The following is a 19,685-nucleotide window of genomic DNA, read 5'->3' as shown; positions in this document are numbered from 1 at the left end:
CGGGGGCGGGCGCTCTCCCGTGAAGGGCCACCGGAGCGCCCGTGGTTCGCAGGGGGACGGCCGCACCTGGTCCCGAGGTCCCCCGCCGTAGGGACCTTCGGCCCTGCACCGCTCCGCCACGGGTGCGTCAGCCTCGACTTCAGAAGGAGGTTCCGCCATGCTCAACCCACTCTCCACCCATGCCGGCGTGCGACGGCTCGTCACCGCCGCGGGGGCCGCCCCGTCAGTGCTCAACACCCAGCCGTGGCGCTTCAACGTCCGCCGCAGGGAGCACATCGAACTCCACGCGGACCCGGACCGCAGACTGCCCGCGACCGACCCGCGCGGCCGCTCCCTGCACATCAGCTGCGGCGCGGCGCTGTTCAACCTCCGCCTGGCGATGCGCGTGGCCGGCTGGCGGCCGGTCTCCTGGCCGCTGCCCGCCTCCGACGGGTCCACCCTGCTCGCCGCGGTCCGCCCGGTGGAGGCCTCGCTCGCCTCACCCGCCGAACACGAGCTGTACGGCGCCATCAAGGAGCGGCGGACCAACCGCCACCCGTTCTCCGACGAACGCCTCCCGGCGCAGGTCATGGAGGAGCTGGTCCGGGCGGTCCGGATCGAGGGCGCGGAGCTGGTCCCCGTCGGCGGCCCGGCGTCCGCCTCGCTCCTGGACGAGGTCGCCATGGCCGACGAGCGGCTCGCGAGCGACCCCGAGTACCGGGCCGAGCTCACCCACTGGACCGGCGGAGGAGGGCTGCACTGCGACGGTGTCCCGCCCTACGTCCAGGGACCGCGCCCGGTCGGCGACACGGTGCCCGTGCGGAGCTTCACCTGGGTGGCCAGGGAGACGGCCCGTTTCGAGACGCACCCCCAGCTCGTCGTGGTGACCACGTCCGGCGACGGGCCGCAGGACTGGCTCCGCGCCGGCCAGGCGCTGCAGCGGATGCTGCTGACCGCCACCCTGTACGGCGTCTCCGCCTCGTTCCTCAACCAGCCGCTGGACCTGCGCGACATGCGCGGGCACACCGACCCGCGGCACCACCGCGGCCACCCCCAGATGATCGTCCGGCTCGGCTACGGGCCCGCCGTACCGCGGGCGCCCCGCCGGCCCGCGCCGGAGATCCTCAGCGCCGCGTGAGCGAGCGGGGGCACGGCGGCCCGGCCGCGAGCGCGGCCTGCGGAGGCGGCGCTCGCGGCCTTCTCGTGCAGCGGCCTTCTCGTGCAGCGGCCTTCTCGTGCAGCGGCCTTCTCGTGCAGCGGCCTTCTCGTGACAAAGGTCCCGGCCCCTGGTGACGTCTTCCTCCGGCCCGGACCCCCTCCGCCGGCCGACCATAGAAACGTAGGACGAATCGCCCAGGAGGTTCCACGATGAGCATGACGACCGAGACCGGAGCGGTGGCCCAGCAGGGTGCTTGGCGGGGGTTCCGCCCGGGCATCTGGTGCTCGGCCGTCGACGTGCGCGACTTCGTCCGGGCCAACTACACGCCGTACACCGGCGACGAGGGTTTCCTGGCCGGCCCGACGGAGCGCACGCTGGCCGTCTGGAACCGCCTGACCGCGATCTTCCCCGAGGAGCGGGAGCGTGGGATCCACGACGTGGACGTCTCGACCCCCTCCTCGATCACCGCACACGCCCCCGGCTACATCGACCGGGAGCGCGAGCTGATCGTCGGCCTGCAGACCGACGCCCCGCTGAAGCGGGCGATCATGCCGAACGGCGGCCTGCGGATGGTCGAGAACGGCCTGAAGGCCTACGGGTACACGCTCGACCCGAAGGTGAAGGAGATCTTCACCAAGTACCGCAAGACGCACAACGACGGCGTCTTCGACGCCTACACCTCGCGCATCCGCGCCGCCCGCCGCTCGCACATCGTCACCGGCCTGCCCGACGCCTACGGCCGCGGCCGGATCATCGGCGACTACCGGCGTGTTGCCCTTTACGGTGTAGATCAGTTGATCGCGGCCAAGCAGGCCGAGGTGCGCACCCTCGACGAGGCGCCCTCCACCGCGGACGTCATCCGCGACCGGGAGGAGCTGGCCGAGCAGATCCGCGCGCTGGGCGAGCTCAAGCAGATGGCCGCCTCCTACGGCTTCGACGTCTCCGGCCCCGCCTCCACCGCGCAGGAGGCGATCCAGTGGCTGTACTTCGGCTACCTCGCCGCGGTCAAGGAGCAGAACGGCGCCGCCATGTCGCTGGGCCGCACCTCCACCTTCCTCGACGTCTACCTCGAGCGCGACATCGCCGAGGGCGTGATCGACGAGACCCGGGCCCAGGAGCTGGTCGACGACTTCGTGATCAAGCTGCGGATCGTGCGCTTCCTGCGCACCCCCGAGTACGACCAGCTCTTCTCCGGCGACCCGACCTGGGTCACCGAGTCGATCGGCGGCATGGGCCGCGACGGCCGGACCCTGGTCACCCGGACGAGCTTCCGGTTCCTGCAGACGCTGCACAACCTCGGGCCCGCGCCCGAGCCCAACCTGACCGTGCTCTGGTCGCCCGACCTGCCGGAGGGCTTCAAGCGGTTCTGCACCCGCACCTCCATCGAGACCAGCTCGATCCAGTACGAGAACGACGAGCTGCTCCGGCCGGAGTACGGGGACGACACCGCCATCGCCTGCTGCGTCTCCGCGATGCCGGTGGGCAGGCAGATGCAGTTCTTCGGCGCCCGGGTCAACCTCGCCAAGACGCTGCTGTACGCGATCAACGGCGGCCGCGACGAGATCACCGGCGAGCAGATCGGCCCCGCCCACCCGCCCGTCACCGGCGAGTACCTCTCCTACGCCGAGGTCGCCGCGGCCCTGGACCGGATGATGGACTGGCTCGCCGAGACCTACGTCGACGCGCTCAACGTCATCCACTACATGCACGACAAGTACGCCTACGAGCGCGTCGAGATGGCGCTGCACGACTACCCGGTCAAGCGCACCCTCGCCTGCGGCATCGCCGGCCTCTCGGTGGCCGCCGACAGCCTGTCGGCCATCAAGTACGGGGGCGTGCGGGTGATCCGCGACGAGACCGGCCTGGCGGTCGACTACGTCGTCGAGGGCGACTTCCCGGCCTTCGGCAACGACGACGACCGGGTCGACGACATCGCCGCCGGGCTCGTGCGGAGCTTCATGGACAAGATCCGCGCCTACCCGTCCTACCGCGACGCCGAGCACACCCAGTCGGTGCTGACCATCACCTCCAACGTGGTGTACGGCAAGCACACCGGCAACACCCCCGACGGCCGCCGCAAGGGCGAGCCGTTCGCGCCCGGCGCCAACCCGATGAACGGCCGCGACAAGCACGGCATGGTCGCCTCCGCGCTCTCGGTCGCCAAGCTCCCCTACGACCAGGCCAAGGACGGCATCTCGCTCACCAACACGGTGACGCCGGCCGGGCTGGGCCGCACCGCCTCCGAGCGGATCGCCAACCTCGCGGGCGTGCTCGACGGCTACTTCGACGGCGGCGGCTTCCACATGAACGTCAACGTCCTGAACCGCGAGACCCTGCTGGACGCGATGGAGCACCCGGAGAAGTACCCGCAGCTGACCATCCGCGTCTCCGGCTACGCCGTCAACTTCGTCCGCCTCACCCGAGAGCAGCAGCTCGATGTCATCAACCGCACCTTCCACGGTTCCGTCTGAGGTCCCGGCCGTGACCCCGACCGCGCTCCCGGCCGTGATCCCCACCGTGATCCCCACCGGGGCCCCGGCCCCGGCCGGGACCCCGGCCGGCAGCGAGCCGGTCATCGGCTCCGTCCACTCCTGGGACATCTCCACGGGAGTGGACGGGCCCGGCACCCGCTTCGTGGTGTTCACCTCCGGGTGCCCGCTGCGCTGCCTGTACTGCCACAACCCCGACACCTGGCGGATGCGGGACGGCACCCGCACCACGGTCGACGAGCTGGTGGCCCGCGCCGAGCGCTACCGCCGGTTCGTCCAGATCGCCGGCGGCGGCGTCACCGTCAGCGGCGGCGAGCCCCTCATGCAGCCGGTCTTCACCGGCGAGATCCTGCGCCGCTGCCGCGAGCTGGGCCTGCACACGGCGCTGGACACCTCCGGCTACCTCGGCCACCGGGCGAGCGACGCCCTGCTGGCCGACACCGACCTCGTCCTGCTCGACATCAAGTCGTGGAACCCGGCGACCTACCGGAAGGTCACCACGCGCGACCTCGACCCCACGGTCCGCTTCGCGCGCCGCCTGGCCGAGCTGGAGCGCCCCACCTGGGTCCGGTTCGTCCTGGTGCCGGGCCTGACCGACGCCGAGGAGAACGTCGACGGCCTGGCCGCCTTCGTCGCGACCCTGCCCAACGTCGAGCACGTCGACGTCCTTCCCTACCACCGGATGGCCGAGAGCAAGTACGGCCGGCTCGGCCTGCCGTACCCGCTGCCCGGCACCGAGCCGCCCTCGGCCGAGCTGCTGGAGCGGGTGCACGCGCAGTTCCGCGCCCACGGGGTGCGCAGCCGCTGAGCGGCCGGATCACGCGAAAGAGGAGGACGGCGGGCCGCCGTCCCCCTCTCCCCCCGCGGCGGGGACCGGGGTCAGCGGCGGGACAGGACCCGGAAGGTGATGCCCGCCCGCTCCAGCCGGGCGGTCAGCGCCTCCCCCATCGCCGCGGCGGTGGTCGTCTGGCCCGCGGTCTCCGGCAGGTCGTCGAAGGCCAGGCAGAGCGCCGCCTCGCCGAGCATCTTCGCGGTCTCGCCGTAGCCGGGGTCGCCGCCGGCGACCTCGGTGACGACGCGCTCGCCCCCGCCGCGCCCGTCGAAGGTCACCTTGAACCAGCCGGCGGCCCGCTGCTCGGGGGTGGGGCCGTCGCCGGGCCGGAAGCGCTCCAGCAGCGCCGCCCGCGCCGGTGGGATCTGTGCGAGCACGGCCAGCGCCCCGGCGCCCGCGGCCAGGCCGAGCGCGCCGGGCAGGGTCCGGACCGCCACGTGGTGGCGGTAGGTGAAGTCCGGGCCGTAGCGCTCCAGCGCGCGGGCCGAGCGGGCGACGATCATCGGGTCGAGCGTGGGCAGCGGGAGCGCCCAGCCGCCCACCCGGTGCGGCGTGCCGGGCAGGCCCCGCACCCTGCGCCCGGCCGGGCGCTCCTCCAGCGCCCGCCGCTCGCGCGCGGCCCGCGCGCTCTGCCGGGCCCGGGCCAGCACGGTGACGGCCGAGTGCACGGTGCCGCCCGACGGCCGCCCGCCCCCGCGCACGTACCCGTCGACGCGGAGCGGCACGCCCTCGGGCAGCTGCCGGACGGTGAAGTGCACGCCCAGGTCGTGCGGGACGGAGTCGAACCCGCAGGCGTGCACGAGCTTGGCGCCGGTCCGGCGCGCCCGCGCGTGGTGGCGGGCGAAGACCAGGTCGACGAACTCCGGCTCGCCGGTGATGTCGGCGTAGTGGGTGCCGGCCTCGGCGCAGGCGGCGGCCAGCGGCTCGCCGCGGGCGATGTAGGGGCCCACGGTGGTGGCGACCACCCGGGCGGAGCGGGCGGCCCCGGCCAGGGAGGCCGGGTCGGTCGCGTCGGCGTGGAGCAGCGGCAGCTCCGGCAGGCCGATCCGCGCGGCGATCTCCTCGAGCTTCGCCCGGTTCCGGCCGGCCAGCGCCCAGCGGCAGTCCGGACCTGCGGCACGGGCGAGGTACTCCGCGGTGAGCGCGCCGGTGAACCCGGTGGCGCCGAACAGCACGAGGTCGTACGGACGGTCGTGGGGGCGGTCGTGGGGGCGGTCGTGGGGGCGGTCGTCGGGGCGGTCGTGGGGGCGGTCGTCAGGCATGGGGGAAGCCTTCCCCCCGGCGGCGCCCGCACGCAAGATCCCGCCGGATCCGGGCACCGGCCCGGTTCCGGCGCCGATGGGCCGTTCGGCACCTGAGCGCGATGATTGGTAGGTTTCCGGGAAACAGCCCGTACACGGACATGCGGAGGATCGGCGCGGTGGACATCGAACAGACGGCGTTGCCGGGGATCGGACTGCGGCACGAGTTCACCACGCGCTCCGGCCGCCGGGTCGGGGTCGTCTCCCACCGGACGGGCCGTCGCGACCTGGTGATCTACGACAAGCACGACCCGGACCGGGCCTGCGAGACGGTCAAGCTGACCGACGAGGAGGCCGACGCGCTGGTCGAGCTGCTCGGCGCCCCGCGCATCGTGCAGCGCCTCAACGCCCTGCACGAGGAGGTCGAGGGCCTGGTCAGCCTGCAGTTCCCGATCACGGCCGGCTCGCCGTACGCCGGGCGGCCGATGGGCGACGCCCGGGTGCGCTCGCGCACCGGCGCCTCCATCGTGGCCGTGGTCCGCTCCGGGCAGGTCGTGGCCAGCCCGGCCCCGGACTTCAGGCTGGAGGCCGAGGACATCGTGGTCGTCGTGGGCAGCCCGGAGAGCACGTCCGCCGTCGCCGACATCGTCACCCACGGCTGAGGGCCGCGAGTGCACCACGTCGCAATCCTGTTCCTGGAGCTCGGTGCCGTCCTGCTCGGGCTCGGCGTCCTGGGAGCGCTGGCGCTGCGCGTCGGCATCTCCCCCATCCCCCTCTACCTGATCGCCGGCCTGGCCTTCGGCACCGGTGGCATCGTCCCCCTGGCCACCAGCGAGGAGTTCATCGCCACCGGCGCCGAGATCGGCGTCATCCTGCTGCTGCTCACCCTCGGCCTGGAGTACAACGCCGACGAGCTCGTGACCAGCCTCAAGGGCAACGCCCGGGCCGGCCTGGTGGACCTGGTGCTCAACGCCGCGCCCGGCGCGATCTGCGCCCTGCTGCTCGGCTGGGGCCCGGTCGCCGCCGTGGCCATGGCAGGCGTCACCTACGCCACCTCCTCCGGCATCACCGCCAAGGTCCTGACCGACCTGGGGTGGATCGGTAACCGCGAGACCCCGGTGGTGCTCTCGCTGCTCGTCTTCGAGGACCTGACCATGGCGGTCTACCTGCCGGTCCTGACGGCCCTGCTCGCGGGCCTGAGCCTGGTGAACGGGGCGATCACCGTCGGCATCGCGCTGGCCACGGTCAGCGTGGTCCTGGTGGTCGCGCTCCGCTACGGGCGGTTCATCGAGGCGTTCGTGGCCAGCCCGAACTCCGAGGTGCTGCTGCTGAAGGTCGTCGGGCTCGCGCTGCTGGTGGCCGGCGCCGCCCAGCAGCTGCAGGTCTCGGCCGCGGTGGGCGCGTTCCTGGTCGGCATCGCCCTCTCGGGCGAGCTGGCCGAGGACGCCCAGCAGCTGCTGGCCCCGCTCCGCGACCTGTTCGCCGCGGTCTTCTTCGTCTTCTTCGGCCTGCAGACCGACCCGACGAAGATCCCCCCGGTCGCCCTGCTCGCCGCGGGACTCGCCCTGGTCAGCATGGTCACCAAGCTGCTCACCGGCGTCTACGCCGCCCGCCGCGCCGGCATCGCCCGGGCCGGCCGGGTGCGCGCCGGCATCTCGCTCATCCCGCGCGGTGAGTTCAACATCGTCATCGCCGGTCTGGCGGTCTCCGCCGGCGCCCACCCCGATCTGGGGCCGCTGGCCGCCACCTACGTGCTGATCCTGGCGGCGTTCGGCCCGCTGGCCGCACGCCTGGTGCAGCCGCTCATCGCCCGCATCGCGGCCCGCCCCTGACGCCGCCCGCCCCCTGACTTCCCGGTACGGCGGGCGCCCGACGCACCGCCGTACCGGGGAGGTCCCGGCCGTCCCCGGCTCCCGGGGCGGCGGGCGTCCCGCGGGCCCCTCAGCGTGCGGTCCCGGCCCGGTCGCCGTCCTCGGCGGCGGCCGTGCGCACGGCCCCGTCGAGCGAGGCGGTCAGGCGGCGCAGGGTGTCCCGCAGCCCCACCAGCTCCTCCAGGCCCAGCCCGGTCGCCGCGGCCACCCGCGCCGGGATCTCCTCGGCGCGGGCTCTGAGCCCGGCGCCGCCGGGCGTGAGCCGTACGAGCACCGAGCGCTCGTCGGAGGCGCTGCGCTCCCGCCGGACCAGCCCCTGCGCCTCCAGCCTCTTGAGCAGCGGCGAGAGCGTGCCCGAGTCGAGCCGCAGGGCCGCGCCGAGCTCCTTGACCGTGACCGGCTCGCGCTCCCAGAGCACCATCATCGCCAGGTACTGCGGGTAGGTGAGGCCGAGGTCGCGCAGCAACCGCCGGTAGAGGCCGTCCAGCGCGCGGGCCGCGGCGTGCACCTCGAAGCAGACCTGGTTCTCCAACAGCAACGTCACCCGGGAAGCATACCCGCTTGACTTCGGCCAATTGAGTTGTGCACAATCAAATTGCTTCCAATCGAAATGGAGACCCCCATGAGCGTGCTCTACACCGCCGTCGCCACCGCCTCCGGCCGCGACGGACGCGCCACCTCCTCGGACCGGCTGCTGGACGTGCGGCTGGCTCCGCCGAAGGAGCTCGGCGGGTCCGGCGAGGGCACGAACCCCGAGCAGCTGTTCGCGGCCGGCTACGCCGCCTGTTTCGCCAGCGCGCTGGGCCTGGTCGCCCGCCGCCGGAACGTCGACATCGCCGACGCCTCGGTGACCGCCGAGGTGAGCCTCGCACCGAAGGGCGAGGGCTTCGGCCTGGCCGTCACGCTCCGCGTGGAGCTCCCGGACGAGCTCCACGGCCCGGCCGGCACGGAGCTGGTCGAGGCCACGCACCAGGTCTGCCCGTACTCCGACGCCACCCGTGGCAACATCCCCGTGGAGCTGGTGATCGAGTAGCCCTCCGCGGCGCGGGCGCGCCCCGCGGCGGCGCGCCCTGCGGCGGCGCGCCCACGTGGGACCGGAGCGGCCGGTCCGCGACGACCCGCCGGTCCCCGGGCGGGTGCGCCCCGCCGCCGCTCACGACTTCAGCTCGAGCCTCTTCCGCGACGCGCCCGGGAACACGACGACCAGGTGCTCCTCCCCCGCGTCGCCGACCCGCACGTGGACACGGAGCCGGTAACGGCCCTTCCCCGCGATCGCCAGGTTCGGCATCGGAGCCCCCGCGCCCGCGTCTCCCCCGTCCAGCTCCGGCACGGTGAGCCGGCCGCTGCGGCTGACGACCGGCACCTCGGTGACCTGGTCCCACCCGGCCAGCCGCCGCGGCGGCGCGGTGCGGAATGCCTTCACGGTGAGGCACAGGTCGGTGACGTCCTCGACGTGCCCGACGAGCACCGTGCTGCCGACCGCCCCGACGAGGGCGTCGCCGTCGTCGTAGAGCTCGTCGATCGCCTGATCCATCTCCCCCTCGGCCGACTCGTCCCCGGGGTCGTGGACCAGATAGCCGTGGTCACCGTCGGCGAACAGGAAGTATCTGGCCGTGGCCTGGACGACCCCCTTCGTCCGGGGCCACGGGTCGCGGCACTCGGCGTTCATCTCGGCGATGTGGGCGTCGTTCGCCGCCTCCGTCTCCGCGGCCGACCGCAGCAGCTCGGGATGGGCCGCCCCGACGATCTCCGGGCAGACGTAGACGAGGTCCCACGGGTCCGCGCCCCAGGCGGCCCGCGCGCTCCCGGCCCGCGTCAGGACCGCCTCCTGCTCGTCGTGGTCCTTCGCACGGCACAGCACCCGCCCGTACGCGAGGACCTCCTGGTCCGACAGGCCGTCCGGGAACATCGGCGGGACTCCGCCGTCCGTGCTCCGCGCCCGGCACAGGAACGCGGCGTCGCGTTCGGCGGGTTTCAGGTCGCCGAAGCCCGGCCGGTCGTAGCAGGCCGGCGACCAGCCGGTGTGGGTGAGGTGCGGGGTCTGCTCCGGGTGGATCAGCGCGATGACCGGCAGCATGGCCACGGCCGCCACCGCGACACGGGTCACGCGCCGCCGCGCGGGCGGAGGGTCCGCCGGGCGATCCTCGACGGGCAGTTCACGGGCGGTCGCCGCGAGCCACACGGTGCCGACGAGCGCCATCACGCCCATCACGACCGGCAGCACCGGACCGCCGCCGGGGATTCCTTCGAAGAAGACGCCGAACGGGATCACCAGCGCGTAGACGCCCACCGACAGCCATCCGGCGGCCTGGGTGCCGCGGCTCCACCGGCCGTCGCGCCGCTGCCCGACGAGCGTGATGATGATCGCCGCCGCTCCGCCCAGCATCAGGACCGCCGCCGCGACCTCGCTCGATCCGAGCTCCGGAAGGTCGAGTTCGTCGAGCACTTCGTCGGCCGTCCCGGCCAGCTCGACCGCGAACGCCACTCCGGCCGCCGCGCGCAGCATGCGGGACCGCCAGCGGATGACGAGCAGGTAGAGGACGTCGATCGCGCTCCACAGCGCGAGCTGGAACACCGCGCCGACCACGTCGGGGAGCAGCGCGATCGGGTACCACAGCACGAGGGCGTGGGCCACCGCCAGATACAGCAGCCGGCGCAGCGCCCTCGCCCGGCGGTCCAGCGGTCCCGGCGCGGGGGCGCGCAGGATCAGCCACAGGAGCGCGGCCTTCACCGGGGCGGCCACGAGCAGCGCCACGGTCGTCGGGGTGTCGAACCCGCCGCTCGCGTAGAACCCCGCATAGGCCGGCGGCGACCATTCGACGGCCACCCAGAGCCAGGCGTCGCCGAGCACCAGGCCCGCGACCGTCCCCGCAAGGACCAGACTCACTGATCCGATCCTGATGATCCGCCAGAAAGCGTCCGAAAGCACGAGATGCGATCCTAACGTCGATCACCGACATGCGATTTCGCGGATTCGTGCGGTGACCGGAGACCGCCCGGCCGGTCCGTGCGGTCCGGGCGGCGGAAACGGAGGATCCGCCGCCACGCAAAAGGCATGATCCCGCACATAGGATCAGCAGGGTGACCGACCGGATACAGGAGATCGTGGAGACGCTCCCCCTGCTGGAGGACGTGGGCGGCGTGTGCGAGACGGCCGGGCGCCGCCTCGCGGAGGGCGACGCCGCCTTCCTGGCCGACCTGGGGATCGCCCTGAGCGGGAGGTACGCCTCCGGCACCGGCATATGGCAGTACAGGGTCGTCTTCGACCACCTCCTGCGGCTGCTGGCCACCACACCCGGCCGGGGGAACGTCGAGCAGGCTCTCCGGCTGGTGTCCGGCGCCGGATCGCCTCACCGGAAACCGGCCCGCTACGCGGCCTCGATCCTCGCCTCCGGCCAGACGCCGGAAGACCTGGCCGTGGTGTTCGCCGGCCGCAGTTCGGTCGCGGGAGCCGGGGAGGAACTGCGGGCCTGCCTCGTCCACGAGCTGGTGCTCAGAGGCGTGGACGTCACGCGGGCGCCGGGGGTCTCCGGATGGGCCACCTCACCGCACTGGAGCCGTCACCCGCTGGGCTGGTTGCCGCTGTCGGTGTCCGCGGTGGAGGAGGACCCCGACCTCCCCGGCTACGGCGCCGGTGGAAGCAGCTACTCCATACCGTACGGGCCGTCTCCGGGGCGGGGAGCGGGGCCGGGCTCCGCCGTCCCCGTGCCGCCGTTCGCCGAGACGACGACGGAGCCGGTCGCGGGGGTCGTCTCCGCCGCCGTGGTGAACTGGGCCGAGGAGTCCAACGGGCGCTTCGAGGCCAGGACCTTCGAGCTCGCGGAGTCACTGGAGACCGGTGCCGTCCCCGCCGCGCTCATGGCGCTGGGCCTTGAGTGCCTGGACGGTTCAGGGCGGCGGAGCGGGTTCTCCGTCTGGTCCTGCCCGCCGTCCGAGGCGTGGCGGGCGCTGTTCGCGGCGGCGTCGACGGGAGGGGCCTACAACTCCGGGTGTCACGGAGCGTACGGCCGGTTGGCCGCGTGGCGATCACTGGCCGGGCTGTCGGGGTCGCCGGAGGGGGCGTCCGCCGCGGAGGTGGAGCGGCGGGTGCGGGCGTGCGCCTGGTTCGGCTTCGAGGCGGCCACCCCGTGGTTCTACCAGGTCGCCTGGGACATCGGCCTGGCCGCCCTCGCTCCGGACGGCCGGCATCTGGCGGTGCTGGCCGCGACGGACACGGACTGACGGGCCGGAACGGCCCGGGGCGGTTCGGCCCGTCGGCTCCGTCCCCGCCTCACCGCCGGAACCGGGGACCTGGTAGGACAGAGGCAGCCCGCCCTGTGACCCGCGGGTGGAGGAGTCAGGAACATGTCCGTCTTCACCATCTCGACCCACCGGCGCGGCACGGCTCTGGTCGTCCGGGTCGGCGGGGAGCTCGACTACGCCCACGCCCCGGTCCTCCGCGGCGAGCTGGCCCGGCTGTGGGAGACGGGGCCGCCCGCCACGCTGGTCGTCGACGTCTCCGGTCTCAACTTCTGCGACTCCGCGGGGATCGCCGAGCTGATCCTGGCCCTGCAGCGCAGCCGCGACCTGGGCACGCGGCTGGTCCTCGCCGGCGTGCACGGCGTCCTGGAGCGGATCCTGGCCCTGACCGGCCTGCGCCCCGCCTTCGAGACCTCCCCCACCGTGGAGGAGGCCCTCGGCGGGGCGTAGGCGGATCCCGCCCGGGCCGCACGGCCCGGGCGTACGGCTCAGCTCTTGCGGTCGACCTTCTCCGCCGAGAGCACGCGCGGCGCGTCCACGATCACGTCGGAGAAGATGTCCACCAGCAGGGCGAGCACACCGCCGGCCGCGATGAGACCGGCCCCGGCCCAGACCAGCGGCCAGTTGGGGCCGAGGCAGAGCGCCACGCCGCCGAGCGTGAATCCCGCCAGGATGACGATCACCGCGAGCCAAGACTTGAGGCTTCCTCCGTGACTTCCGGCCATGACGTCTTCCCGTTCCTCTCGATATGGGTCGCCGCCGCGCGTCGTCCGCGGCGGCGATCACGTGCTTCGGCGTGCTGAGGTTCTGCGGTCCGGCAGGTTCCCGCCCGGACGCCTCACGATCGTAGGCGGTGCCCTCCCCGCCCCGCTCCGCAGGTCCCGTCCTGGCGGGCGGGTCACGGCCGGGGCACGTCCGCCCCCGGCCGCCGCGCCGTCTGAGGGCTCGGCGGGTCGTACGGACGGCGGAGAGAGCGTACCCGGATCACGCTGGGGCTATCCGCCGATCCGCCGATCCCGGCCCGGTGGCGGGAACCCCGTGGCGACACCGGCCGATCCACCGACCAACATGCCTCATATAATGACACAAAATGATATTTGGGACAGAGGCCGCCACCCTTCCCGGGCGTTCCGCGGGCCAGAGGAGCTCCATGTTTCACCGCAAGCCCATCGAGGAGCGGATCGCCGAGCGGGAGGCCGGCCGCGAGCCTCTCAAAGAGGGCAAGTACTTCGAGCACGGCCCGGCGAAGTTCGTCTTCGTCTTCCTCATGGTGTTCGTGGTCGTCGGCCACATCGCGGGCCTGCTCCTCCTGATGGCCGTCGGCCTCCACTGAACCCGGCCCGGGACCGCTAACCGGGCGGCGGGCCGCAGGGCTCCGTCCGGCGGGCCGCTCCGCCGGGGGCGGGACCCCCGGGAGGACGGGGGATCCGGGAGAGAGACCCGGGGCCGGCGCCTCAGGAGGTCTCGTCCTCGATGATCTGGAAGGCGGCGGCGGATCCGGCGGCGGCCGACTCGACCGCCCCCTGCGTCTCGGTGATGATGTCCCCGGCCGCGTAGAGGCCGGGCACGCTGGTCCGGCAGGAGCCGTCGGTCTTGACGTAGCAGTCCTCGCGCAGGGTGAGCCCCCGCTCCCGCGCGAGGTGCGCGACGAGCGGGACGGGCCGCTGGTCGAGCTGCCAGAGCAGGGTCCGGCGCTCCACGACCGCGCCGTCCTCCAGCTCGACCGCATGCAGGTCGCCGCCGGTGTGGCACAGGGCCCGGATCCTTCCCGTCACCACCTCCACGCCGAGGTCCTCGCCGAGCGCGGCCCCGTCGGTGAAGACGACCACGTCGTCGCTCCAGGCCGAGAAGGCGCCGGGGGCCCTGCGGGCGAACTCCTCCTCGGCGGTGACCACTCCCCAGGTCCGCTCACGGTTCTCCCAGCCGGAGCAGAACGGGCAGTGGATGATCGTGCGGCCCCAGCACTCCTCGAAGCCGTCCAGCTCGGGGATGACGTCGGTCATCCCGGTGGCGAGCAGCACCCGCCGGGCCCAGAGCGGGCCGCCGTCCTCGGTCACCACCTCGAACCCGCCGTCCGGGGCGGGGACCAGATCGGCGACGTCCGTCTCGCGCAGCTCGGCCATGCCGTACCGGGCGAGGTCGTCCCAGGCCCTGCCGCGGTACTCGGCGGGGCTCACGCCGTCCAGGCCGACGATGCCGTGCACGCCGTGGGAGCACGCGTTGCGCGGATCCGCCGGTGACTCCAGCACCGCCACCCGCCGCACGGACCGGCTGAGCGTCATGGCCGCGGTCAGCCCTGCGGGTCCGCCTCCGACGATCGCGACGTCATAGTGCTGCATGCCGTTCTTCCTGCCCCCGGACCGTGCTTCCTCACCCTCACGTCACCCCTCGTGCCACCCCTCGTCTCGCTCCTCGTGCGCGGCCGGGCGGGCCCGGCGGAGAACGGCCTCGGGAAGGTCACGGGGGAGCACGGTGAGAAGCGGAGATTCCCTCCTCTACGTCTTGCGATCCCACACATACGGGTGTAAATACAGGTGAAACAACATTGAAACGGCGGTGAATCAACAGCATGTACGCCGAGGAGCGGCAGCAGGAGATCCTGCGGCGCGCCCGGGAGGCCGGGCGGGTGGACGTGGTGACGCTGGCCGAGGACTTCGCCGTCACCACCGAGACGATCCGCCGCGACCTGACCGCGCTGGAGCGTGCGGGCGTGCTGCGGCGCGTGCACGGCGGCGCGATCCCCGTGGAGCGGCTCGGCTTCGAGCCCGCGCTGGCCACCAGGGACGAGGTGATGACCGCAGAGAAGGAGCGCATCGCCAAGGCCGCCCTCGCCGAGCTCCCGGAGGACGGCGCGGTCGTCATCGACGCCGGGACCACCACCGCCCGGCTGGTCCAGGTCCTCCCTCCCGACAGGGAGCTCACGGTCATCGTCAACTCCCCTCCGCTGGCCACCGCCCTGGCCGTCCGGCCGGCCCTGAACGTCATCATGCTCGGTGGGCGGGTGCGCGGGCGGACGCTGGCCACCGTCGACGACTGGGCACTGCGCCCCCTGGCCGACCTGCACGTGGACGTGGCCTTCATGGCGACCAACGGCTGCTCGGCGGCCAGGGGCCTCACCACCCCCGACCCGGCCGAGGCGGCGATCAAGCGGGCGATGATCGGCGCGGCGCAGCGCAGCGTGCTGCTCGCCGACCACACCAAGTTCACCAACACCTATCTGGCCCGCTTCGCGACGCTCTCCGAGATCGACGTCGTGATCAGCGACACCGGCCTGGACGCCGCCGCGGCCGCCGAGATCGCGGCGGCCGGCCCCGAGGTGGTCCGGGCATGATCCTCACCCTCACCCTCAACCCCAGCCTGGACCGGACGGTCGAGATCGGGTCGCTCGCCCGCGGCGCGGTCATCCGCTCCGCGGCGGCCCGCCTCGACCCGGGCGGCAAGGGCGTGAACGTCTCCCGCGCGCTGCTGGCCAACGCCGTGCCCTCCCGCGCCGTCGTCCCCTACGGCGGCGACGAGGGCCGGCGGCTGGTCTCCCTGCTGTCGGCCGAGGGCATCGACATGGTCACCGTCCCGGTCTCCGGGCCGACCCGATCCAACCTCGCGCTGGCCGAGCCCGACGGCACGGTCACGAAGATCAACGAGCCGGGCACCGCCCTGTCCCCCGCCGAGCTGGACGCCCTCGCCGGGGCGGTGCTCGGCGCGGCGGGCGCGGCGGACTGGGTCGTCGCCTCCGGCAGCCTGCCCCCCGAGGTCCCCTCCGACGTCTACGCCCGCCTCTGCCGCCGCTTCACGCGGGCGGGCCTCCGCGTCGCGCTCGACACCAGCGGGCCCGCGCTGGTCGAGGCGCTGGCCGCCGGGCCCGAGCTGGTCAAGCCCAACCGTGAGGAGCTCGCCGAGGCGGCCGGCCGGGCGATCACGACGCTCGGTGACGCGATCGAGGCCGCCTCGGCGCTGCGCGCCCGCGGCGCCGGCACGGTCCTGGCCAGTCTCGGCTCCGACGGCGCCGTCCTCCTCCAGGACGGGCAGGTCTGGTACGGCGAGGGCCCGGTCGCCGAGCCGCGCAGCAGCGTGGGGGCGGGAGACGCCCTGCTGGCCGGTTTCCTCGCCGCCGGAGCCCGGGGCCGGGCCGCCCTGGCCGAGGCGCTGGCCTGGGCGACCGCCGCGGTGGGGCTGCCCGGCAGCCGGATGCCCGGCCCTGCCGACATCCGCCGTGAGCACGTCCGCACCCACGTGGCCGATCCGGCCCTGCCGCTGCGGTCCGGGGGCTGACGGCGGCGCACCACCACCCCCCTGACCGGCGCCCCCACACACAGGGCGCCGGTCGCCCCGGAAGGAGCACCATCAGATGAGCACCGACTACACACCGGCCGTCCAGGGGACCGGGGTGAGAGCGACGATCCAGCGCTTCGGCGGGCACCTCGCCGGGATGATCATGCCGAACATCGGCGCCTTCATCGCCTGGGGTCTGATCACCGCGCTGTTCATCCCCACCGGCTGGCTGCCCGACGAGAGCCTCGCCGCCCTCGTCGACCCGATGGTCAAGGTCCTGCTCCCCGTCCTGATCGGCTACACCGGCGGCCGGATGGTCCACGGCCAGCGCGGCGCCGTGGTGGGCGCGGTCGCCACGATGGGCGTGGTCGTCGGCGCCGAGGTCCCGATGTTCCTCGGCGCGATGATCATCGGCCCGCTCGCCGCCTACCTGATCAAGCTGGTGGACGGCTTCACCGAGCAGCGGACCCGGGCCGGCTTCGAGATGCTGGTGGACAACTTCACCGCCGGCATCGTCGGCGGCGCCATGGCGCTGCTGGGCGTGGTCGGCATCGGCCCGGTCGTCGAGACGGTGACCAGGGCCGCGGGCGAGGCGGTGGGCTGGCTGGTGGGCGACAACCTGCTCCCGCTGGCCTCGGTCCTGATCGAGCCCGCCAAGGTGCTGTTCCTCAACAACGCCATCAACCACGGCGTGCTCAGCCCGCTGGGCGTGGCCGAGGCCGCCGAGCAGGGCAGGTCCATCCTGTTCATGCTCGAGACCAACCCCGGTCCCGGGCTCGGCCTGCTGCTGGCCTTCATGTTCTTCGGCCCCCGGGCGCTGCGCCCCAGCACCCCGGCCGCGGCGATCATCCACTTCCTCGGCGGCATCCACGAGATCTACTTCCCGTACGTGCTGATGAAGCCACGGCTGATCCTCGCGGTCATCGCCGGCGGCGCCGCCGGGATCTTCACCTTCATCCTCACCGGCGCCGGCCTGGTGGCCCCGCCCTCGCCGGGCAGCGTCTTCGCCTACTTCGCGGTGACCCCCCGGGGCGGCTGGTTCGCCTCCGCCGCCGGGATCCTCGTCGCCACGGCCGTCTCCTTCGCCGTCGCGGCGGTGCTGCTGGGCTTCGGCCGGGACCGGGGCGAGGACCCCGCCCCCGGCGACGGCGGCACCGCACCCGCCGCCTCATCCGCCGCCCCGCCCACCGTCTCCAGCACCTCGCCCCACACCCCGTCCACCGCCGAGGAGGCATGACCCATGGCCGGCATCGACAGCAAGGACATCCGCAAGATCGTCGTAGCCTGCGACGCGGGCATGGGCAGCAGCGTCATGCTCGCCACCCAGGTCCGCCGCCAGCTGAAGGACCTCCGGATCGAGGTGGTGCACACGCCGGTCAACTCCATCCCCGGTGACGCCGACGTGGTGCTCTGCCACGCGGGCCTGGCCGACCGCGCCCGCGCCTCGGCCCCCGGCACGGTGCTGGTGCCCTTCCAGGTGTTCATCGGCGACCCGGCCGTGACGCGGCTCATCGAGACCATCAGGAAGGGCGGGACCGTCGATGCCTGAGGCCGCGCCCCTCCCCCTCGACCCGCGCGCCGTACGGCTGGACGCCGCGGCCACCGGCCGTGACGACGCGATCCTGCAGTGCGGCCGGGTGCTGCTGGAGATCGGCGCGGTCGAGGCCCCCTACCTCGACGCCATGCTGGAGCGCGAGCGCACGGTCTCGACCTACATGGGCGAGGGCGTCGCCATCCCGCACGGCACGCTGGAGGCCAAGGACGCCGTCCGGCACGACGCCCTGTGCCTGCTGCGCTTCCCCGGCGGCGTCGACTGGGGCGGCGAGCGCGTGACGGTCTGCGTCGGCATCGCCGCCCGCGGCGACGGCCACCTGCGCCTGCTGTCCGCGCTCGCCCGCATCCTGATGGACCCGGACCGCGCCCGCGCGCTGCGCGAGGCCGGCGAGGTCGGCGAGGTGCTGCGCCTGCTGGAACCGATCGAGGAGGAAGAGTGAAGGTCGCCCGTTTCCACGCCCCCGGTGACCTCAGGATCGAGGACGCCGACGAGCCCTCCGCCGGGCCCGGCGAGCTCCTGCTCCGGGTGCGCAACTGCTCCACCTGCGGCACCGATGCCAAGATCTTCAAACACGGCCACCACCACATCCGGCCGCCGAGGGTCATGGGTCACGAGATCGCCGGCGAGGTGGTCACCGGCACCGGCGGCTGGGCGACCGGCGACCGGGTGCAGGTGATCGCCGCGATCCCCTGCGGCCGGTGCGGCGAGTGCCGGCGGGGCCGGATGACGGTCTGCCCGGACCAGGAGTCGATGGGCTACCACTACGACGGCGGCTTCGCCGAGTACATGGTGGTGCCCGCGAAGGTGCTCGCCGTCGGCGGCGTCAACCGCATCCCCGACGGGGTCGGCTTCGCCGAGGCGTCGGTGGCCGAGCCGCTCGCCTGCGTGCTCAACGGCCAGGAGCTGGCCCGGGTCGGGGAGGGCGACGACGTGGTCGTCATGGGCTCGGGCCCCATCGGCTGCCTCCACGTACGGCTGGCACGCTCGCGCGGGGCCGCGCGGGTGTTCCTCGTCGACGTCAACGCCGCACGGCTGGAGGCGGCGGCGGAGTTGGTCCGGCCGGACGCCGCCGTGCACGGCGGCGGGGCCGCCGGGGCCATCGGGGCCGCCGGGGCCATCGGGGACGCCGGGTCCGTCGGGTCCGTCGGGTCCGTCGGGTCCGTCGGGGACGCTGTGGAGCAGGTGCTCAAACTGACCGAGGGCCGGGGCGCCGACGTCGTCATCACCGCCGCGGCCTCCGGGGCGGCCCAGGAGCAGGCGCTGCGCATGGCGGCCCGGCAGGGGCGGATCAGCTTCTTCGGCGGCCTGCCCAAGGACGACCCGGTCATCCGGTGCGACTCCAACCTCGTGCACTACCGGGAGCTGACCATCGTCGGCGCCAACGGCTCCAGTCCGGCGCACAACGCCCAGGCCCTGGGGCTGATCGCCGACGGGCGGGTCCCGGTCTCCGACCTGATCACCCACCGGCTCCCGCTCCCGGAGGTCCTCGACGGGATCGGCATCGTCAGCCGCGGCGAGGCCATCAAGGTCACGGTCGAACCCTGAGCCGCCACCCCGCCCCCGCCCCACCAGAGAGGAAGTCCGGAAATGCCGGAGAGGACAGTCGCCATCGCCTCGCGCACCGGTCTGCACGCCCGGCCCGCGAAGCTCTTCGTGCAGGCCGCGCAGGCCCAGGGCGTGCCGGTGCGGATCCGCGTCGGCGACGGCAGGGCCGTACCCGCCACCAGCATGCTCGCCGTACTCGCGCTCGGGGCGGGACACGGCGCCGAGGTCGTCCTGGAGGCGGAGGGGCCGGGCGCGGACGCCGCGCTCGACGTCCTGGCCGGGCTCCTGTCCCGCGACCTCGACGCCGAGGAGCCCTCGGATGCCTGAACCGGTGGTGCCCGAAGCCACGGCGGCACCGGAGGCGGCGCCCGGGACGCTGCGCGGGCTGGGGGTCGGGCCCGGGCTGGCCGCGGGGCGGGCGTTCCGGATGGCGGGCCCGCCTCCGCTCCCCGCCCCGGCCGGGCGGACCGACCCCGGCCGGGAACGCGGCGAGGCGCTGCGCGCGC

General features: G+C 73.9%; 22 protein-coding genes. 17 read left to right on the top strand and 5 right to left on the bottom strand.

Annotation, left to right across the window (positions count from 1 at the left end):
- The first annotated feature begins 157 nt into the window (after positions 1-157).
- From ACFOWE_RS25090 to pflA, 3 genes are all read left to right on the top strand, one after another.
- A complete protein-coding gene (locus ACFOWE_RS25090; protein ID WP_377291918.1) occupies positions 158-1,117 on the top strand; it encodes an Acg family FMN-binding oxidoreductase in 960 nt (319 codons plus the stop codon).
- A gap of 230 nt (positions 1,118-1,347) precedes the next feature.
- Positions 1,348-3,609 (top strand): formate C-acetyltransferase, encoded by a 2,262-nt coding sequence (pflB, locus tag ACFOWE_RS25085; RefSeq protein ID WP_377291916.1) that lies wholly within the window; start codon positions 1,348-1,350, stop codon positions 3,607-3,609.
- 10 nt (positions 3,610-3,619) lie between these two features.
- A complete protein-coding gene (gene pflA / locus ACFOWE_RS25080; RefSeq protein WP_377291914.1) occupies positions 3,620-4,435 on the top strand; it encodes a pyruvate formate-lyase-activating protein in 816 nt (271 codons plus the stop codon).
- Between the two features lie 71 nt (positions 4,436-4,506).
- On the opposite strand, the gene ACFOWE_RS25075 is transcribed toward pflA, so the two are convergent.
- Positions 4,507-5,721 (bottom strand): saccharopine dehydrogenase family protein, encoded by a 1,215-nt coding sequence (locus ACFOWE_RS25075; protein WP_377291912.1) that lies wholly within the window; start codon positions 5,719-5,721, stop codon positions 4,507-4,509.
- A 158-nt stretch (positions 5,722-5,879) separates the two neighbouring features.
- Between ACFOWE_RS25075 and ACFOWE_RS25070 the strand changes: the two genes are divergently transcribed.
- Together ACFOWE_RS25070 and ACFOWE_RS25065 are read left to right on the top strand one after the other, a co-directional pair.
- Positions 5,880-6,362, top strand: a complete 483-nt coding sequence (locus ACFOWE_RS25070) for a cation:proton antiporter regulatory subunit (protein ID WP_377291910.1) — start codon at positions 5,880-5,882, stop codon at positions 6,360-6,362.
- Between the two features lie 9 nt (positions 6,363-6,371).
- Complete coding sequence (locus tag ACFOWE_RS25065; RefSeq protein WP_377291908.1) at positions 6,372-7,532, top strand: cation:proton antiporter; 1,161 nt, start codon at positions 6,372-6,374, stop codon at positions 7,530-7,532.
- Between the two features lie 109 nt (positions 7,533-7,641).
- Here ACFOWE_RS25065 and ACFOWE_RS25060 read toward each other — a convergent pair whose 3' ends face one another.
- Positions 7,642-8,109, bottom strand: coding sequence for a MarR family winged helix-turn-helix transcriptional regulator (locus ACFOWE_RS25060; protein WP_377291951.1), 468 nt, complete (start codon positions 8,107-8,109; stop codon positions 7,642-7,644).
- Between the two features lie 84 nt (positions 8,110-8,193).
- On the opposite strand from ACFOWE_RS25060, the gene ACFOWE_RS25055 reads away from it, so the two are divergent.
- Positions 8,194-8,604, top strand: a complete 411-nt coding sequence (locus ACFOWE_RS25055) for an organic hydroperoxide resistance protein (protein ID WP_377291906.1) — start codon at positions 8,194-8,196, stop codon at positions 8,602-8,604.
- A 120-nt stretch (positions 8,605-8,724) separates the two neighbouring features.
- Here ACFOWE_RS25055 and ACFOWE_RS25050 read toward each other — a convergent pair whose 3' ends face one another.
- Positions 8,725-10,458 (bottom strand): hypothetical protein, encoded by a 1,734-nt coding sequence (locus tag ACFOWE_RS25050; RefSeq protein ID WP_377291905.1) that lies wholly within the window; start codon positions 10,456-10,458, stop codon positions 8,725-8,727.
- Positions 10,459-10,652: 194 nt separating this feature from the next.
- Here ACFOWE_RS25050 and ACFOWE_RS25045 point away from each other — a divergent pair, with 194 nt between their 5' ends.
- Positions 10,653-11,792, top strand: coding sequence for a DUF6183 family protein (locus ACFOWE_RS25045; RefSeq protein ID WP_377291903.1), 1,140 nt, complete (start codon positions 10,653-10,655; stop codon positions 11,790-11,792).
- A 123-nt stretch (positions 11,793-11,915) separates the two neighbouring features.
- Entirely contained in the window at positions 11,916-12,260 is a 345-nt protein-coding gene (locus ACFOWE_RS25040; protein ID WP_377291901.1) for an STAS domain-containing protein, read from the top strand.
- 38 nt (positions 12,261-12,298) lie between these two features.
- Here ACFOWE_RS25040 and ACFOWE_RS25035 read toward each other — a convergent pair whose 3' ends face one another.
- Positions 12,299-12,535, bottom strand: coding sequence for an HGxxPAAW family protein (locus ACFOWE_RS25035; RefSeq protein WP_377291899.1), 237 nt, complete (start codon positions 12,533-12,535; stop codon positions 12,299-12,301).
- 425 nt (positions 12,536-12,960) lie between these two features.
- Between ACFOWE_RS25035 and ACFOWE_RS25030 the strand changes: the two genes are divergently transcribed.
- On the top strand, positions 12,961-13,143 hold the full coding sequence (locus tag ACFOWE_RS25030) for a hypothetical protein (RefSeq protein ID WP_377291897.1): 183 nt from the start codon (positions 12,961-12,963) through the stop codon (positions 13,141-13,143).
- A gap of 121 nt (positions 13,144-13,264) precedes the next feature.
- On the opposite strand, the gene ACFOWE_RS25025 is transcribed toward ACFOWE_RS25030, so the two are convergent.
- A complete protein-coding gene (locus ACFOWE_RS25025) occupies positions 13,265-14,149 on the bottom strand; it encodes an NAD(P)/FAD-dependent oxidoreductase (protein WP_377291895.1) in 885 nt (294 codons plus the stop codon).
- A gap of 230 nt (positions 14,150-14,379) precedes the next feature.
- Here ACFOWE_RS25025 and ACFOWE_RS25020 point away from each other — a divergent pair, with 230 nt between their 5' ends.
- From ACFOWE_RS25020 to ACFOWE_RS24985, 8 genes are all read left to right on the top strand, one after another.
- Entirely contained in the window at positions 14,380-15,141 is a 762-nt protein-coding gene (locus tag ACFOWE_RS25020) for a DeoR/GlpR family DNA-binding transcription regulator (protein WP_377291893.1), read from the top strand.
- Positions 15,138-16,079: a 1-phosphofructokinase gene (gene pfkB, locus ACFOWE_RS25015; protein WP_377291891.1), complete on the top strand. Its 942-nt coding sequence runs from the start codon at positions 15,138-15,140 to the stop codon at positions 16,077-16,079. The genes ACFOWE_RS25020 and pfkB overlap by 4 nt, the downstream gene beginning before the upstream one ends.
- Positions 16,080-16,155: 76 nt before the next feature.
- On the top strand, positions 16,156-17,316 hold the full coding sequence (mtlA, locus tag ACFOWE_RS25010) for a mannitol-specific PTS transporter subunit IIC (protein ID WP_377291889.1): 1,161 nt from the start codon (positions 16,156-16,158) through the stop codon (positions 17,314-17,316).
- Between the two features lie 3 nt (positions 17,317-17,319).
- Positions 17,320-17,628, top strand: a complete 309-nt coding sequence (locus tag ACFOWE_RS25005; RefSeq protein ID WP_377291887.1) for a PTS lactose transporter subunit IIB — start codon at positions 17,320-17,322, stop codon at positions 17,626-17,628.
- On the top strand, positions 17,621-18,073 hold the full coding sequence (locus tag ACFOWE_RS25000; protein ID WP_377291885.1) for a PTS sugar transporter subunit IIA: 453 nt from the start codon (positions 17,621-17,623) through the stop codon (positions 18,071-18,073). Before ACFOWE_RS25005 ends, ACFOWE_RS25000 begins: the two co-directional genes overlap by 8 nt.
- Positions 18,070-19,179, top strand: coding sequence for a zinc-dependent dehydrogenase (locus tag ACFOWE_RS24995; RefSeq protein ID WP_377291883.1), 1,110 nt, complete (start codon positions 18,070-18,072; stop codon positions 19,177-19,179). Before ACFOWE_RS25000 ends, ACFOWE_RS24995 begins: the two co-directional genes overlap by 4 nt.
- 42 nt (positions 19,180-19,221) lie before the next feature.
- Entirely contained in the window at positions 19,222-19,506 is a 285-nt protein-coding gene (locus ACFOWE_RS24990) for an HPr family phosphocarrier protein (protein WP_377291881.1), read from the top strand.
- On the top strand, positions 19,499-19,685 hold a 187-nt coding region (locus ACFOWE_RS24985; protein WP_377291879.1), incomplete at its 3' end, for a hypothetical protein. The genes ACFOWE_RS24990 and ACFOWE_RS24985, both read left to right, overlap by 8 nt.

It is taken from the genome of Planomonospora corallina (assembly GCF_042650625.1).
Taxonomy (GTDB): domain Bacteria; phylum Actinomycetota; class Actinomycetes; order Streptosporangiales; family Streptosporangiaceae; genus Planomonospora_B; species Planomonospora_B corallina.
This window is presented reverse-complemented; position numbering and strand designations above follow the sequence as displayed.

Bases quoted from the DNA above. Each gene is read 5' to 3' on its own strand.
- ACFOWE_RS25090 (WP_377291918.1), top strand. From the start codon at position 158: ATGCTCAACCCACTCTCCACCCATGCCGGCGTGCGACGGCTCGTCACC.
- pflB (WP_377291916.1), top strand. From the start codon at position 1,348: ATGAGCATGACGACCGAGACCGGAGCGGTGGCCCAGCAGGGTGCTTGG.
- ACFOWE_RS25075 (WP_377291912.1), bottom strand. From the start codon at position 5,721: ATGCCTGACGACCGCCCCCACGACCGCCCCGACGACCGCCCCCACGAC.
- ACFOWE_RS25055 (WP_377291906.1), top strand. From the start codon at position 8,194: ATGAGCGTGCTCTACACCGCCGTCGCCACCGCCTCCGGCCGCGACGGA.
- ACFOWE_RS25040 (WP_377291901.1), top strand. From the start codon at position 11,916: ATGTCCGTCTTCACCATCTCGACCCACCGGCGCGGCACGGCTCTGGTC.
- ACFOWE_RS25035 (WP_377291899.1), bottom strand. From the start codon at position 12,535: ATGGCCGGAAGTCACGGAGGAAGCCTCAAGTCTTGGCTCGCGGTGATC.
- ACFOWE_RS25030 (WP_377291897.1), top strand. From the start codon at position 12,961: ATGTTTCACCGCAAGCCCATCGAGGAGCGGATCGCCGAGCGGGAGGCC.
- ACFOWE_RS25025 (WP_377291895.1), bottom strand. From the start codon at position 14,149: ATGCAGCACTATGACGTCGCGATCGTCGGAGGCGGACCCGCAGGGCTG.
- ACFOWE_RS25020 (WP_377291893.1), top strand. From the start codon at position 14,380: ATGTACGCCGAGGAGCGGCAGCAGGAGATCCTGCGGCGCGCCCGGGAG.
- pfkB (WP_377291891.1), top strand. From the start codon at position 15,138: ATGATCCTCACCCTCACCCTCAACCCCAGCCTGGACCGGACGGTCGAG.
- mtlA (WP_377291889.1), top strand. From the start codon at position 16,156: ATGAGCACCGACTACACACCGGCCGTCCAGGGGACCGGGGTGAGAGCG.
- ACFOWE_RS25005 (WP_377291887.1), top strand. From the start codon at position 17,320: ATGGCCGGCATCGACAGCAAGGACATCCGCAAGATCGTCGTAGCCTGC.
- ACFOWE_RS25000 (WP_377291885.1), top strand. From the start codon at position 17,621: ATGCCTGAGGCCGCGCCCCTCCCCCTCGACCCGCGCGCCGTACGGCTG.
- ACFOWE_RS24990 (WP_377291881.1), top strand. From the start codon at position 19,222: ATGCCGGAGAGGACAGTCGCCATCGCCTCGCGCACCGGTCTGCACGCC.